Raw genomic sequence first — 14,740 nt, 5'->3', positions numbered from 1 at the left:
CTCGTAATGTTTAGCCAGCAGCTCCCTGTCCTTGATTATAAAGGAAGAAATGGAAGGATAAAAATATAAAAGGACCGGCCTCCTGTTCTGCATGTTGCGGTTGATTCAGTTGTACCCGTTACCGAAGGATATATTTTTCAATCAGGGACAATTTCTCTGGATGTACAAAGAAACAGTTCTTTGCTCCGTTGTCATTTTCGCGGGCCAAGGTTGAGACGGGCACCAAGCCGTCATTCAGATGCAGGTAAAAGCCGTAGCCGTACTGCTTCATGGCCTCTTCCAGTTCATTTTCTATGAGTCCAAAGAGGATTTCGCAGACAATGATAGGCTTATGTTTTCTGATGGTTGCGTCCATCCCTTTGATAATACTGGGTTCGGCTCCTTCGGCATCAATCTTCACAAAGTCTACCTGCAGGTCAGACTGGCCCGGCTCCTGCAGAAGCGCGTCCAGGGTATAGCTGTGCACCTTGTACTTTGAAAATTGCCTTGGCTTCACAAAAAGGCTGGAAGAACCACCCAGGTTGTACTGGAGGTAACCGTACTTCTCACTTTTCACCTCAAAGAATTCCAGTTCGCCCACCTGATCTGAGAGAGCAGATTTAAAAGTCTTTACCCGGCTGTTCAACCCGTTCAACTGTACATTTCTGTTCAGGAAATGATGGGAGGCGTTAGAAGGGTCAAAGGCCAGCACGTTGATAGTTGGATTGACAGTGGCAGCTACCAAAGAGAAAAGCCCGGCATTGGCGCCTATATCAACAAACCCTTTACAGTTTTGGATGATCTCTTCAAAGATCCCCAGGTATTCATAGGAATAAACCCCGTTCCAGAAGATCAGGTAACCTACATAATCTGTCTGGTTCGTTTCAAGCTTTATCTTCTCCCCATTTTTAAGCGTGATATCTAAGATACCAGAAACCGGTAGCTTAAATTTGGGGAAAAGCAGCTTGTTTACATTCCGGAGGAAGTAATTCACCTGTGGTTGGTAAACCACTTTATAAAGAGGGGTTAAGTTCATGGTGGGGCAGAGATAATGCAGGCTTACGCTTTGTTCTTCAGTTCATAAATTCGCTCAATGATCTCCACCACCTTCAGTCCTTCCAGCGCATTGGTAGTGGCAAAGGTCTTGCCCTTGAGCGTGTCAATCACGTTCTCAAAAATGAAGTGGTGGTTGGCGGCACTCCCTTTGTAGTGGCCGTAGTCATTGGCGGGACTGCTGGGCGGCAGCTCAGGCATGGTATAATCCTGCACGTGGCAATATTCCACCTCGTTCATGTACTGGCCACCCACTTTGATACTGCCTTTCTCGCCAATAATGGTCATGCTGCTCTCCAGGTTGGTATCCCAAACGGCAGTGCTGTAGTTCAGGCACCCGTTACCGCCGTTCATAAACTCAAACTGGATCAGGCCGCTGTCTTCAAAATCTGTGAGCGTGGCGTGGTTGAAGTCCATGAACCGGCCTGTTATATTTTTGATATCCCCGAAGAGCCAGTACATGATATCAATAAAATGGCTGAACTGGGTGAACAAGGTGCCTCCATCCAGCGCCTGGTTTCCTTTCCAGGTACCGGCTTTGTAGTAGCGTTCATCCCGGTTCCAGTAGCAATTGATCTGCACCATGAAAATCTGCCCCAGCCGCTTCTCAGAAATCATCTCCTTTAACCACAAAGACGGCGGACTGTAGCGGTTCTGCATGACACAAAACACCAGTTTAGAAGTCTGCAGTGATTTATAGATGATGCGCTCACAGTCTGCTTTACTGAGGGCCATGGGTTTTTCACAGACCACATGGCTCCCGTTCTCCAGCGCCAGCATGGCCTGCTCAGCATGATAGCCGTTAGGGGTGCACACGCAGATGACATCGGCCTTGGGGCCGGAAGCCAGGTATTCTTCCATGCTCAGGAAGAAAGGAACGCCATAGTCCTCCACTTCCGCTCTACGGGCGGGGTCTGAATCTACCATGGCGATCAGCTCCCCTTCCGGATGGCGCTGTACCATGGTGGCGTGGCGTTTGCCAATATGGCCGGCCCCTATGACCGCAAAAGTTATTTTCTCTGACATGAACTGCCTGTTGTGCGTTTTTGGCCTGTTTTCAGAAAAGTAGCCCGAAAACAGGAAATCTTAACTCTATTTTGTTGCTCTATTTCCGCAGAAACTCTATTACTGCGTTGGCAATGTATTGCTGTTGTTCCTGGGTAAGTTCTGTGTGCATGGGCAGGGAAAGTACAGTATGGCAGAGGCCTTCCGCCACCGGGAAGTCTCCCGCTTGGTAGCCCAGGTAGGCATAGGCGTCGTGGAGGTGCAGCGGCACCGGATAATACACCATGCTGGGGATGCCCTGCTCCTGCAGGTGGGCCTTTAAGGCGTCACGCTTTCCGGCAGAGACCTGCACGGTGTACTGGTGGAACACGTGCGAGCTGTAAGGGGCCAGGGTTGGGATTTTGATGCCCTCCACTTCGACAAACGCCGAATCATAATTCATGGCTGCTTTCTGTCGGCGCAGGATAAAATCATCCAGGTGCTGCAGTTTTACATCTAGCAGGGCGGCCTGCAGAGTATCTAACCTGGAGTTCACCCCTACCCTGGAGTAATGGTATTTCTTGTGCTGCCCGTGGTTGGCAATCTGCTGAAGCACTACTGCCAGCTCCTCGTCCTGGGTGAAAATAGCACCGCCGTCCCCCATGCACCCCAGGTTCTTTGACGGAAAGAAAGACGTGGTGCCCACATGCCCAATAGTGCCTGCAAACGAGGTGCCCCCCTCTGCGTCTATGTATTCTGCCCCAATGGCCTGGGCATTGTCTTCAATCACAAACAGTTCCTGCGCAATGGCCAGATCCATGATCTCCTCCATAGGGGCACATTGCCCGAACAGGTGCACCGGCATAATGGCCACTGTTTTATCTGTGATGGCGGCTCTTACGCGGTCTGGGTCCAGGCAGAACGTATCTGGCAGAACATCTACAAAAACCGGCTTGAGCCCCAGGAGCGCAATCACTTCGGCGGTAGCCACATAATTGAAGGCAGGCACAATTACCTCGCCCCCGGCGGGAAGATCCAGCGCCATGAGCGCAATCTGGAGGGCATCTGTACCGTTGGCGCAGGGAATGACATGGTTGGCCTGCAGGTACTGGGCCAGGTGCTGGGAGAATTCCTTTACCTGTGGGCCGTTGATAAAAGCTGTACTGTCTACCACAGCCTGCATGGCTGCGTCAATCTGAGGTTTAAGGCGTTGGTACTGACCTTTCAGGTCTACCATCTGCAGTTGGTTCATGCACACAAATATAACAGGCAAATATAGGAACTGTTGCTGGTAATCTCTTTACCGGCAGTCACTATAATTCAACAGACAAGCAATCAACCTATACCAATACTATCTTTATATTATTCAATTAACAAACCAGAACCACCAATATATAATGCAAAATGCAACCTCATTTACAGCACCCCGTTAAATAACCCATATTGAACTTTGAATAAAAGGCAAAACCACACAACTATGAAAAAGCCAAATTTCTTTAAAAAACATATTTTTATCTATGGGGCGGTTCTGACCATGGGTTTCACGCAAGTGGCGTGTAACAGCACTGACCGCACTACTGCCACCAACACAGAGGCTTCTGGCACCAGTGACCAGGCCTATAATGATTACAAGAGTTATGTCACTACGTATGAGTCTGACGTAAACGGCGGCTGGGACAGCACCGAGACTGACTGGGATTCTCGCATGACCAGAGACCGCCAGCGGTATGACTCCCTGGAGTACGCGGTTTCAGGGTTTGAAAGCACCCTTGATGAAAACCAGAAAGCAGAATACGCCGAGTACCGCAGCCGCTACCAAAATGCGTGGCAGCAGCGGGAAGGCCAGTACAGCGCCTGGATGAACAACAACCAAAGCACCAGTGCCAGCTCAACCAACCGTAGCGCCGGTATGAGTTCAGAGGTTGACATGTCTTCTATGAACACAGAAAAGATCCCGTCTTATACCGCCCGTGACATCAGGGAAGCGTATGAGTCGTTTGTGTCACATGTAGAAAGCAACAAGTCAAACTACAGCAATGACGACTGGAAAACTGTTGAAATGTACTGGAACAAACTGGATGACCGTAAAAACGCCATCCAGAGCGAACTGAGTGACAAAGACAAGTGGGAAATCGCCAAGGCGAAAACCAAGTACATTGCCATGAAGAATGCCAGCAAAGCCGGTAATACCGCCAGCAATGTGGGCTCCAGCCTGAAAGAAACCGGTAAAGATGTTTCTAACAGCAAAGTGGGCGAGAACGTTAAAGACGCCGGGCAAGCCGTTGGCTCTGGTGCAAAAAAAGCCGGGAAAGCCGTAGGCAACACCGTGAAGAAAGGTGCCAATAAAGTAGAAGACGCCTTTGACGGCGATGATAATTAGTCTTTAGTTTCTTCTTGTAGAAACGTAAAAAGCCCTGCCGCTTTGGCAGGGCTTTTTTGTGCCTGTTTTAGGGCTGTTTTCAGAAAAACAGCCCTAAAACAGGCTTTGTTTCTGCAGGTAACGGGTTAGCAAGAGCAGCCGGTACAGGTCAAAACACCACAGGCGGGGGTTCTGGCTTAGGAGTTGCTGCTTAAGCATGGGAAGCAACCAGGTATTGCTCTGCTGGAGCAGTGGCACAGCCCCCCATTTCTTCGCCTTACAATACACCTGAAACAACCGGCTGTCTTTGCCCAGCTGCCGGTGCAACCGCGCCAGGTTGTACACCGCCTGGTCTGCCTTAAGAAGGAAAAGCGGGCCAGGTTCAAGCCCCAGGTGCACCACCGGGTTCTCCAGATGCTGTACCGGCAGGCCTTTTTCCTGCAGCCGCCAGGCAAAGAGCGTGTCTTCATGCCCATACCCCTGCACCTGCGCCGCCAGAAAGTTCTCCAGGAACAGCGTTTTAGAAACGAGCATGTTACTGAAGAACAGGCGCTGGTAAGGGTTCTTCTGCCGCTCCGCACTGGTGGCCTGCTCTCTTGCCCTCCCATATTTCCACCGGAGAACCGCCTCTGCCGGATAGGTATCTGCATACGTAACCCCGCCCGCTACCACGGGCGCCTGCCCTTGCTGCACGTACTTTTGAAGGAAAAACAGGGAGGCCGGTAAGACATCATTGTCCAGGAAAAGCAGCGTGTGGAAAGCGGCCTCTGTGGCCAGTTGGTACCTGATCTGGGACCGGCCTACGTTTTGGGGCAGTTCCAGGTAGGTTACCTCCGGCAAGTTGCGGCACGCCCGGTTCTGTTTTTTAATTTCCTGGTTAGAGCCGTCATCATAAACCCTCACCTCAAAGGGAATGGTAAGAGACCTTGCCTGCTGCAGCAGCGCCTCAACCAGTGCAATAACCGGCTGGTTATAAACGGGAATGAGAACAGAAAGCTCAGATACCATCTACCAGCGAGAATTCTTCGCGGGCAGAATCAAGTACCCTGCCCCGTTCACACTTCAAGATGCGGCGCGGGTACCGTTGCAAGGTCTGGTGGTTGTGGGTAGCCATGAGTATAGCCGTCCCGCTGTTGTTGATCTCCTGAAACAGGCGCAAGATACTGTCAGTCACCTCGGGGTCCAGGTTGCCGGTGGGCTCATCTGCAAAAAGAATGAGCGGTTCATTGAGCAGGGCGCGGGCAATCACTACCCGCTGCTGCTCCCCCCCGGAAAGCTGGTGGGGCATTTTATTGGCCGCAGAGTCCAGGCCCACCCGCATGAGCACCTCTGAAATCCGGTTTTTGATTTTAGACTTGTCGCTCCAGCCGGTGGCTTTCAACACAAACTTGAGGTTGTCTGCCACACTGCGGTCAAACAGCAGCTGGAAATCCTGAAAGACAATCCCAATCTTGCGACGCAGAAATGGAACCTGCTTCCAGGTGACGCTGTGAATGTTAAACCCGGCCACCTGGGCGGTGCCCACTTTCAGTGGAAGATCAGCGTACAGGGTTTTAAGCAAGGAGCTTTTCCCGCTTCCGGTTCTGCCTACCAGGTACACAAACTCCCCTTTCTCAATGGCAAAGCTCACCTCGCTCAAGATGGTGTTCACATCTTGAAAAATAGAGACTCTGTTTAAGACCACCACCGGGTTAGAGGAGAAATCTGCCATAGGTTATATTTCCAGTTTCTGTAATTTCCCGAACTCCAGGCCTTCTATCACGGCAGCCAAGGCTTCTTCCTTGCCTGCCAGGCCGTATCGGTCAATGTTTTTCAAAGGCCGGTCAGCCCGGAAATACGCAATCAGCACGAAGTTCTCATCGCGCAGCTGAATATAATCTGGAATCTTTGCCTTGCCTTTTACTTTGATGATGTACACCTTTTTTTAATTAGGGATTAGGAATTAAGAATTAGGAATGCATGAGAACACCTTCCAATTCTTAATTCCTAATTCTCAATTCTTAATTTATTTACCCGTTTGCTTTTTTATGGTCTGCCAGGAATTTTGCCAGGCCAATGTCGGTCAACGGGTGGTTCAGCAAACTGGTGATCACGTTCAACGGGCAGGTCACCACATCAGCGCCAATCTCAGCACACTGCACCAGGTGCATCACGTGCCGAACGGAAGCCGCCAACACCTCTGTGGGGTACCCGTAGTTCTGGTAAATCTGCACAATCTGCTCAATCAGGTTCAACCCGTCTGTAGAGATGTCATCTAAACGGCCTACAAACGGAGACACATAGGTAGCACCGGCTTTGGCGGCCAGCAATGCCTGTCCGGCTGAGAAAACGAGGGTACAGTTGGTTTTAATGCCTTTGTCTGTGAAATACTTGATGGCTTTTACACCGTCTTTGGTCATGGGCACTTTCACCACAATATTGGGGTGCAGTTGCGCCAGCTCCTCCCCCTCTTTCACCATGGTCTCAAAATCTGTGGCAATCACCTCCGCACTGATGTCACCGTCTACAATTTCGCAAATGGCTTTGTAGTGCTTCATCACATTATCATAGCCAACAATGCCTTCTTTGGCCATCAATGACGGATTGGTAGTCACGCCGTCCAGTACGCCAAGGTCATAGGCTTCACGGATTTCATTCAGGTTTGCGGTGTCAATGAAAAATTTCATAGCAGATGGGTTTTGAAACACAAATCTACTTTAAAGCATTTTTAAAAGCGAACTGACAAGGGAAGTATTTTCTCAGGGCCTTCTCAGGGCCTTTAGAGAAAGAAAGGAAGGGTATTTGGTTAATTAGATGCTGGAGCAATTACCGTGGCAGCAGTGGTGCGTGATATGCAGTTCCCCTGGCGGTAGCGGTTGGTGCGGTAGTGCCTAAGTGATACACTCTTTTCAAAGCCCCTGTTGCTGGAGTTAGAATGTGGAGCGTAGTCTGCAGTTCCCTTGGCAGCGGCAGTTGGATGCAGTGCTGTTGTTTTAGGAATACATGGTCTGCTGTTCCCTTGGCTCTCCCGTTTGCTCCGGTGCGAAATCCCATTGCTGTTTCATCTTTTCCGGTAAGCGCTCACGGCCGCGGGGCCCCGTCCTGGCGGTGAGCACTGCTGTTAAAACTAGGCCTTTGGCGTTGCCTTCGGCACCGTATTAACAGAGGCGCTCACCCCCAGGACTGGTTTGGGTTCCTCTCCTGCTACTTCCTTACTTGCTCTGTCTGTTCCAGTAGGTAACCACTGCTGTCCCGCTAGCCTGAGGCGAGCCCGTGCTGCGCACATCAGTCAAGGGCAGAAGGGTTGATTGTTCATTGCTGCTTGCCAGCTGGTCTGGTTCAGCTGTTTCGGAGAATGGTAGAGACCAGGCACCGCCTTGTCTCCCACGCATACCTGATACTCCCCCTTTGAAGGGGGCGAAGGGGGATGTTGACACAGGAGGGAACGCATTGCTGATCACCCTCTTTTTTGCACATATCGTTGAGCCCTGCCTAGCATCGCGCTCTTCCGGATTTGCAATCCGGAAGCTGGTACTCGGGGATTTGCAATCCCCGTGGCAGCACGTTTGATCTGCAGGCGCCGCGGATTACAAATCCGCAGGTACTGTGTCCGGGATGGCAAATCCCAGACAGACGAGGCCATTTCAGAGGCAGGGGCATATTGCATACAACCTACGCATTCCAGATCACTCCCCTCCCTGGAGGGGTAGGGGTGGGTTTTACATACGGCTAAACTCCCCGCGGTTCCCGTCGGCTCTGGAGACTCGCCCCATGCCATGGCACGAAACCAGAGTCTCGCGCCAGATCCAGCAACCAACCTAGCAACAACAAACCATCAGCCATTCTTATAATTCACCGTAGCGTCAAGAGGATATAAGAGCGGCTGGGTCCAAAGCTGTTTTCGGGCTATTTTTCCCAAAACAGCGCTAAACTAGAAAATAAAACGTGTGAGGTGGAGGCAGTGCCGGAAGTGGCATCTGTTGGGGTATGGGCAAAAAAAAGCGGCAAACCGAGTATCGCGCCGCTCAACCACCTACCCTTGCTCCCTTCCGGGCCTGGGGGAGTTCAGCAGGAGCTGGCCGTACCGATTTGCCGTTGCAAAGATACGCAACCATTTCTTCAGCGCAAGCTGTTTTTCGTTTATTTTTCAAAAAACAGCCCGAAAACAAAAAAGTAACGGCAAACGGCAAGACAACTGCATCTGGGTCAACGGGAAAGCAACAGGGTCTAAAAAGCCAGAAGTGGCGCATGCTCCTTACGCATCACCCCCTCCACAATGGCCCTTCTCCATATATCATCTGAAAGACCAATAAGTGAGGGAAGATATAAGAGCATGTTTTTGCACAGTAAAGCGGCCTCAAGGTTGCCTCGTACGTTAGCGCTGCTATGCGGCTCTAAAGACTATAGTGAAGAGCCTCTTGCTCCCCCATTCCCCTTGTAAACCAAAACGAAAACCTGCTCCAATAAAATAATCCTGTTTTGAAGCTGTTTTCTGAAAAACGGCTCCAAAACAGGATGACCCTACCCTTCACAGGGAAGGAGAATGCAACTACATTTGGCGCAGCTTTGCGTTCTTGAATGACAGGTTTACATGACGGGTTGAGCCGCTGGTGCTCAGGAACAGGCCCGTATGGTTAGGGAAAGCATAAGACGGCACAAAGTAGCCAATCCCGAATTTCAGGTTAGTGACAGCTCCGCTCAACACGCGGGTGTCTTGGTCATACGTCAGGGAAATGGAACCGTCCAGCACCGTGGTGCAGCCGGGAGACATAGCCATGCTGCCATCTTTGAACTGTTGTCCGTCTTCCACGCAAACCACCGCGGTATCTTTTAAAGAGACATGGGCTGGTAAGTTTTTTACACTCCGGTTCTTGAAAGTGAAAGAAAGCCACGGCTGCTCTTTCCCCTGTGAAGCATCTTTCACGTACAAGGTTAAACCTTCCTGGTCTTCATAATAATATACCTCAGACTGGTTCTGTGAAGTCACCAGGTAGGTCTTATCGTTCATAGAAGCATAGAAATCTGGATACGCCAACTGATACGCAGCAGAGACTTTCATGCTGTCTACCAAAGCAAACTGCGTTTCAAGCGGGGCGGCCAGCGGAGTGGGTTCTTCAGAGGTTTCAGTTTCACAGGCCGCCAGCAAGGTGGCGGCCAGTAGTACCGTACTTGCGTTGCGGAGCAAAGAGAGTAAAGTTTTTAACATAGAATATCGTTACTAAAGGGTAGCAGGCGGTATAAGTGGTGCCAGGCCGTTAGGTCTCAGCCCCTTTTTCTGTTACAAGATACCAACAAAAGCCGTGCCTATTTAGAATCGTTCTTTAAAATTAATTTCGAAAGCTGGGAACCGCCTCCCCTACCTTAAGAAGCTGGTTAGGGTTTACTCGTTTTATTGCCGTTTTACACCGCCGCTGCCCCTGGCATGGCACACGCTCCTGCATGCGCCTGCGTTTTTGGCCTAATTTCCCAAAAACAGCCCGGAAACAGAAACTCACTTCCTCTCAAAGCACAAGCGCAGGCCTGCGCTTGTGCTTTGAACAAAAAAAGCTAAACAGCTTCTAAGGGAAACCCACCATTAGGCTGCCCTCCCTCATCTTTAGACAGCACCGGGGTTCTTCTCCCCTACACTTCTATAATTTCATTTTCAAGTTTTAACTCCTGCGTGTACCTTTGCGCATGCCAGAAAAAATTCTCATTCTCGATTTCGGGTCCCAGTACACCCAACTGATTGCCCGTCGCGTGCGCGAACTCAACGTTTACTGTGAAATTCACCCGTTCAACAAGATCCCGGAAATCACCTCAGACCTGAAAGGGGTCATCCTCTCCGGCAGCCCTTGTTCTGTGCGGGAAGAGAACTACCCCAACCCAGACCTTTCGGCTTTCTTAGGCAACCTGCCCGTTTTAGGGGTTTGCTACGGCGCCCAGTTGATGGCACAGGAAGGCGGCGGCGAAGTGATTGCCTCTACCATTAGAGAATACGGAAGGGCAAAACTGAGCCACGTTGACCAGCACAGCCGTTTGCTCAAGGAAATCACCATTGACTCCCAGGTCTGGATGAGCCACGGGGATACCATCAAGCACATTCCGGATTCTTTTGAAATCATTGCCAGCACTGACTCTGTGCAGGTGGCCGCCTATAAGGTGAAAAACCAGGAAACCTACGGCATCCAGTTCCACCCAGAGGTGACCCACTCTACAGAGGGCAAGCGCCTGTTGAGAAACTTTGTGGTGCATATCTGCGGCTGCGCCCAGGACTGGACCCCAGACCAGTTCATTGAAAGCACCGTGGCTGAGCTGCGGGAGCAGATTGGAGAGGATAAAGTGATCCTGGGCCTTTCTGGCGGGGTTGACTCCTCTGTGGCGGCCATGCTCATTCACCAGGCCATTGGCAAAAACCTGTACTGCATCTTTGTTGACAACGGCCTGTTGCGCAAGAACGAGTTTGAAGACGTGCTCCACTCTTACAAAGACATGGGCTTGAACGTGAAAGGCGTTGATGCCAAGGAGCAGTTTTATTCGGCGTTAGCCGGCTTAACCGACCCGGAGGCCAAACGCAAAGCCATTGGCAAAGTTTTCATAGACGTGTTTGACCAGGAGTCGCACCAGGTGGAAGACGCCAAATGGCTGGGCCAGGGCACTATTTACCCAGATGTGATTGAGTCGGTGTCAGTGAAAGGGCCTTCGGCTACCATTAAATCCCACCACAACGTGGGCGGACTACCAGATTTCATGAAACTGAAGGTGGTGGAGCCGCTCAAAACCTTGTTCAAAGACGAGGTGAGGCTGGTGGGCAAAACCCTGGGAATTGCTGAGACCATCATAGGGCGTCATCCGTTCCCGGGCCCCGGCCTGGCCATCCGGATCCTGGGCGACATCACCCCGGAGAAAGTAGCGATTTTGCAGGAGGTGGACCATATCTTCATTTCCTCGTTAAAGAAAAGCGGCCTCTATGACCAGGTTTGGCAGGCGGGGGCAATGCTGCTGCCTATCCAGAGCGTGGGCGTAATGGGCGATGAGCGTACGTATGAGCGCGTGGTGGCCCTCAGGGCCGTGACCAGCGTAGACGGCATGACCGCCGACTGGTGCCATTTGCCGTATGAGTTCCTGGCAGATGTCTCCAACGAGATCATCAATAAGGTACGGGGCGTGAACCGCGTAGTCTATGACATCAGCTCTAAACCACCGGCTACCATTGAGTGGGAGTAATTGCGTTTCTGGCTTACTTTTCTGAAAATGATGAAAAAACAATGTTTTCTTGCGGTACTGGCGGGGCTTTCGCTGGGTTTTCAAGTGCAGGCCCAGTCCAGTGCAGACCTGAACACGCGTCTGCAAAACGGAAAGGTACTGGTAGACCAGCAGAAGTATGAGCTGGCCATGGCAGAGCTGTTGCCCCTGACCAGCAGTGCCACCGGCAAAACCTTTGCGGCAGATGCGGCCTATTTGTACAGTGTGGCGGCGGCTAAGCAGAAAAAATGGGCCGAGGCCGATAAAATGCTCACGCAGCTTACCGCAGAACACCCTGCCTGGGGTGGCCTGCCAGATGCGCAGTACCTGCACGGGCACGTTCTGTTTGAGAAGAAGGAATACCTGCGCGCCTTGAACGCATTGGCCCCAATACAGGGAATGCAGGAGGAGGTGGCCAACATCAAGCGGCATTACATGATGCTGCTCCCTGACAAGGCAACCTTCCAGTACCTCATGCGTCAGTTTTCTGAAGATGCCACTCTGGCCAAAGCCTACGCAGATAAACTGGCCAGCGGCTGGTACACGGCCCAGGACAGAAGTCACCTGGAAGACCTGGTGCGGAAGTTCAACCTGGACCGCAGCTACCTACAGCGCACCGAGGCGGTCAAGAAGAACGAGTACAACATTGCGGTGCTCCTCCCCTTCAACCAGCCGGAGAACAGGGTGCAGGTAGATAAGAAAAACCTGTTTGTCACTGACTTTTACGCCGGCATGGCCGCCGCCCAGGATTCCCTGCAGAAACAGGGCATACGGGTCAACCTTTTCCCTTATGACACCCGCAATGACACCGCCCTGGTGCGAAAGATCATGACCATGCCTGAACTAGGGACCATGGACCTGGTGGTGGGGCCTATCTACAAGAACAACAGTACCCTGGCCGCTAAAATTGCCCAGGAGCGCAGCCTCAACATGGTAAACCCGTTTTCAGATGACCAGGAAATCCTGAAAGGCAACCCATACCTTTACCTGATGGAAACGTCTGTGGCCACGCAGGGGCAACGGGCTGCTGCTTTTGCCTACCAGACGTTTCCTAAGAAAACCGCGGTGATTATCTACGGCAGTGACAAAGACGACACCGTTTTTGCCAGCAGCTTCAGAAACACCTATATTTCACTGGGGGGCAAAGTACTCACGTACCACCGGTTCAACCCCAAAGTGGGTTCTGGCATTTCAGGGGCTTTGGCTACCACCAACCTCAAGGATCTTGGGGTATTGGTAGTGAAATCCAATGCCTTGAATGTGGCCACCGGCACCATTGGCTACCTGGAGCAGCGCGCTTCTAAAGTACCGGTCATGGTACCGCAGGCCTGGCTGGAACACCCGCAGATAGGTATGTCCCAGCTAGATTTCCTGGAGATGTACTTTTTGGCGCCCAAATACGTGGATCTGGAAAACCCCACCGTGCAGCGGTTCAGGAAAAACTATAGCTCCAGATACAATCTGCCCCCTTCCAGCTTCACCTTTTCCGGGTTTGAACTCCTCATGTACTATGGCAAACAGTTGCAGCAGAACGGCTATGCAGTTCCCTTGAGATTAAGCGGAGTGCAGCCGGGTGTCTTCTACCAGGGGGTGGGGTATATGAACAATGCCTCTGCCAAGCAAACCCAGGACAATCAGTACCTTCCTATCCTGAAACTGGAGAATGGCCGTTTTCTAGTAGTGAACCCTGTTTTTTAAGCACATGACTGTTGGGAGAAGAGAGAGTTCTAACGAACCAGGCAACAGAGACAGGAATCTTTCCCTTTTGGCCTCCAGCTTTGGAACCCGTTGCTTTACACCCTCCCCTACTCTGTCATCTGCATATTTCATCCACTAATCCTTTGAACCAACATGCTTACCCATACAACCAGCAAAGAACTATTTGAGCGGGCCCAACAGTTTATTCCCGGCGGGGTGAATTCACCGGTGCGGGCATTCAGGGCGGTGGGCGGTCAGCCCCTGTTCCTGAAATCTGCCAAGGGTGCGTTTCTCTATGACGAAGACGGCAACCAGTACCTGGACCTGATCAACTCCTGGGGCCCAATGATCCTGGGCCACGCCCATGAGGTGGTGGAGAAAGCGGTGCGGGATGCCCTGCCAGGTTCCCTTTCCTTTGGGGCCCCTACCCGCCGCGAGATTGAAATGGCCGAGCTTATCACCTGCATGATCCCCAGCGTGGAGAAGGTGCGCATGGTTAACTCCGGCACTGAGGCCACCATGAGTGCCATACGCGTGGCACGCGGCTATACCGGCCGTGACAAAATGATCAAGTTTGAAGGCTGCTACCACGGGCACGGTGACTCATTCCTGATTGCCGCCGGCAGCGGGGCCGTCACCCTGGGGGTACCAGACAGCCCCGGCGTAACCAAAGGTGTGGCCAATGATACCCTTACCGCCCCCTTCAATGACTTAGCCGCCGTGCAAACGCTGGTAGAAGCCAACCCGGGGCAGATAGCCGCCATCATTCTGGAACCGGTGGTAGGCAACATGGGCCTGGTGCCACCGGCAGAAGGCTTTCTGCAGGGGCTTCGGGATTTATGTACCAAAGAAGGCATTGTGCTCATTTTTGACGAGGTGATGACGGGATTCCGGCTAGCCAAAGGCGGGGCGCAGGAGTTGTTCGGCGTAAGCCCAGACATGACCACCCTGGGCAAAATCATTGGCGGCGGCATGCCCGTGGGCGCCTACGGCGGAAAAAAGGAGATCATGAACGCAGTAGCCCCGGCCGGGCCAGTGTACCAGGCAGGTACTTTGTCAGGCAATCCCATTGCTATGTCGGCAGGTTTGGCGGCATTGACGTACCTGAACGAGCATCCTGAGGTGTACACGCACCTGCAGCAGATCACTGACAAGTTGGTGAACGGTACCAGACAGAACCTGCAGCAACTGGGCTTGCACTACACCCTTAACCAGGTGGGCTCCATGTTCAGCATCTTCTTCACAGAGCAACCGGTTACAGATTTTGCATCGGCCAAAACGTCAGACCTGCAGCTGTTCGGGAAGTATTTCCATGAGATGCTGCAGCGGGGAATCTACCTGGCCCCTTCCCAGTTTGAGACTCTGTTTGTCTCCCATGCCCTCACAGATGAACTGGCAGATCACTACCTGGCAGCTAACCTGGAAGCTTTAAAAGCCATACACCCTTAGAAAGAATAGCTCAAA

Annotated in this window: 12 protein-coding genes and 1 other RNA gene; 4 read left to right on the top strand and 9 right to left on the bottom strand. The window is 51.8% G+C overall.

Annotated elements, in window-relative coordinates; translation table 11 throughout:
- Window positions 1-118 precede the first annotated feature (118 nt).
- From FHS90_RS19980 to FHS90_RS19970, 3 genes are all read right to left on the bottom strand, one after another.
- Complete coding sequence (locus FHS90_RS19980; protein ID WP_182514337.1) at window positions 119-1,015, bottom strand: FkbM family methyltransferase; 897 nt, start codon at window positions 1,013-1,015, stop codon at window positions 119-121.
- A 23-nt stretch (window positions 1,016-1,038) separates the two neighbouring features.
- Window positions 1,039-2,058, bottom strand: a complete 1,020-nt coding sequence (locus FHS90_RS19975; RefSeq protein WP_182514336.1) for a Gfo/Idh/MocA family protein — start codon at window positions 2,056-2,058, stop codon at window positions 1,039-1,041.
- Between the two features lie 79 nt (window positions 2,059-2,137).
- A complete protein-coding gene (locus tag FHS90_RS19970) occupies window positions 2,138-3,289 on the bottom strand; it encodes a DegT/DnrJ/EryC1/StrS family aminotransferase (RefSeq protein ID WP_343049813.1) in 1,152 nt (383 codons plus the stop codon).
- Window positions 3,290-3,493: 204 nt separating this feature from the next.
- On the opposite strand from FHS90_RS19970, the gene FHS90_RS19965 reads away from it, so the two are divergent.
- Entirely contained in the window at window positions 3,494-4,396 is a 903-nt protein-coding gene (locus FHS90_RS19965; RefSeq protein WP_066833276.1) for a DUF6565 domain-containing protein, read from the top strand.
- Window positions 4,397-4,489: 93 nt separating this feature from the next.
- On the opposite strand, the gene FHS90_RS19960 is transcribed toward FHS90_RS19965, so the two are convergent.
- The 6 genes from FHS90_RS19960 to FHS90_RS19935 form a co-directional block, all read right to left on the bottom strand.
- Window positions 4,490-5,383, bottom strand: a complete 894-nt coding sequence (locus FHS90_RS19960; RefSeq protein WP_182514335.1) for a glycosyltransferase family 2 protein — start codon at window positions 5,381-5,383, stop codon at window positions 4,490-4,492.
- Window positions 5,373-6,086, bottom strand: coding sequence for a cell division ATP-binding protein FtsE (locus FHS90_RS19955; RefSeq protein WP_066833281.1), 714 nt, complete (start codon window positions 6,084-6,086; stop codon window positions 5,373-5,375). The genes FHS90_RS19960 and FHS90_RS19955 overlap by 11 nt, the downstream gene beginning before the upstream one ends.
- Before the next feature lie 3 nt (window positions 6,087-6,089).
- Window positions 6,090-6,293, bottom strand: a complete 204-nt coding sequence (locus tag FHS90_RS19950; protein ID WP_066833283.1) for a fructose-6-phosphate aldolase — start codon at window positions 6,291-6,293, stop codon at window positions 6,090-6,092.
- A 91-nt stretch (window positions 6,294-6,384) separates the two neighbouring features.
- Complete coding sequence (gene fsa / locus FHS90_RS19945) at window positions 6,385-7,041, bottom strand: fructose-6-phosphate aldolase (RefSeq protein ID WP_182514334.1); 657 nt, start codon at window positions 7,039-7,041, stop codon at window positions 6,385-6,387.
- A 1,310-nt stretch (window positions 7,042-8,351) separates the two neighbouring features.
- An RNA gene (gene ffs, locus FHS90_RS19940) (signal recognition particle sRNA small type) lies at window positions 8,352-8,451 on the bottom strand.
- Between the two features lie 452 nt (window positions 8,452-8,903).
- Complete coding sequence (locus FHS90_RS19935; RefSeq protein WP_153042647.1) at window positions 8,904-9,560, bottom strand: hypothetical protein; 657 nt, start codon at window positions 9,558-9,560, stop codon at window positions 8,904-8,906.
- Window positions 9,561-10,030: 470 nt separating this feature from the next.
- On the opposite strand from FHS90_RS19935, the gene guaA reads away from it, so the two are divergent.
- From guaA to hemL, 3 genes are all read left to right on the top strand, one after another.
- Window positions 10,031-11,560, top strand: a complete 1,530-nt coding sequence (guaA, locus tag FHS90_RS19930; protein ID WP_066833303.1) for a glutamine-hydrolyzing GMP synthase — start codon at window positions 10,031-10,033, stop codon at window positions 11,558-11,560.
- Window positions 11,561-11,587: 27 nt separating this feature from the next.
- Complete coding sequence (locus tag FHS90_RS19925) at window positions 11,588-13,276, top strand: ABC transporter substrate-binding protein (RefSeq protein ID WP_182514333.1); 1,689 nt, start codon at window positions 11,588-11,590, stop codon at window positions 13,274-13,276.
- A 153-nt stretch (window positions 13,277-13,429) separates the two neighbouring features.
- Complete coding sequence (hemL, locus tag FHS90_RS19920; protein WP_182514332.1) at window positions 13,430-14,725, top strand: glutamate-1-semialdehyde 2,1-aminomutase; 1,296 nt, start codon at window positions 13,430-13,432, stop codon at window positions 14,723-14,725.
- The last annotated feature ends 15 nt before the right edge of the window (window positions 14,726-14,740 follow it).

Origin of the sequence: Rufibacter ruber (assembly GCF_014138425.1) — a bacterium.
In the GTDB taxonomy this organism is placed as follows: Bacteria; Bacteroidota; Bacteroidia; order Cytophagales; family Hymenobacteraceae; genus Nibribacter; species Nibribacter ruber_C.
Note: the sequence above shows the minus strand (reverse complement) of the source record. Positions and strands in the feature narration are given on the sequence as shown.

Coding starts and splice junctions, on each gene's coding strand:
- FHS90_RS19960 (WP_182514335.1), bottom strand. CDS start 5,383: ATGGTATCTGAGCTTTCTGTTCTCATTCCCGTTTATAACCAGCCGGTT.
- FHS90_RS19955 (WP_066833281.1), bottom strand. CDS start 6,086: ATGGCAGATTTCTCCTCTAACCCGGTGGTGGTCTTAAACAGAGTCTCT.
- fsa (WP_182514334.1), bottom strand. CDS start 7,041: ATGAAATTTTTCATTGACACCGCAAACCTGAATGAAATCCGTGAAGCC.
- guaA (WP_066833303.1), top strand. CDS start 10,031: ATGCCAGAAAAAATTCTCATTCTCGATTTCGGGTCCCAGTACACCCAA.
- FHS90_RS19935 (WP_153042647.1), bottom strand. CDS start 9,560: ATGTTAAAAACTTTACTCTCTTTGCTCCGCAACGCAAGTACGGTACTA.
- FHS90_RS19980 (WP_182514337.1), bottom strand. CDS start 1,015: ATGAACTTAACCCCTCTTTATAAAGTGGTTTACCAACCACAGGTGAAT.
- FHS90_RS19965 (WP_066833276.1), top strand. CDS start 3,494: ATGAAAAAGCCAAATTTCTTTAAAAAACATATTTTTATCTATGGGGCG.
- hemL (WP_182514332.1), top strand. CDS start 13,430: ATGCTTACCCATACAACCAGCAAAGAACTATTTGAGCGGGCCCAACAG.
- FHS90_RS19925 (WP_182514333.1), top strand. CDS start 11,588: ATGATGAAAAAACAATGTTTTCTTGCGGTACTGGCGGGGCTTTCGCTG.
- FHS90_RS19975 (WP_182514336.1), bottom strand. CDS start 2,058: ATGTCAGAGAAAATAACTTTTGCGGTCATAGGGGCCGGCCATATTGGC.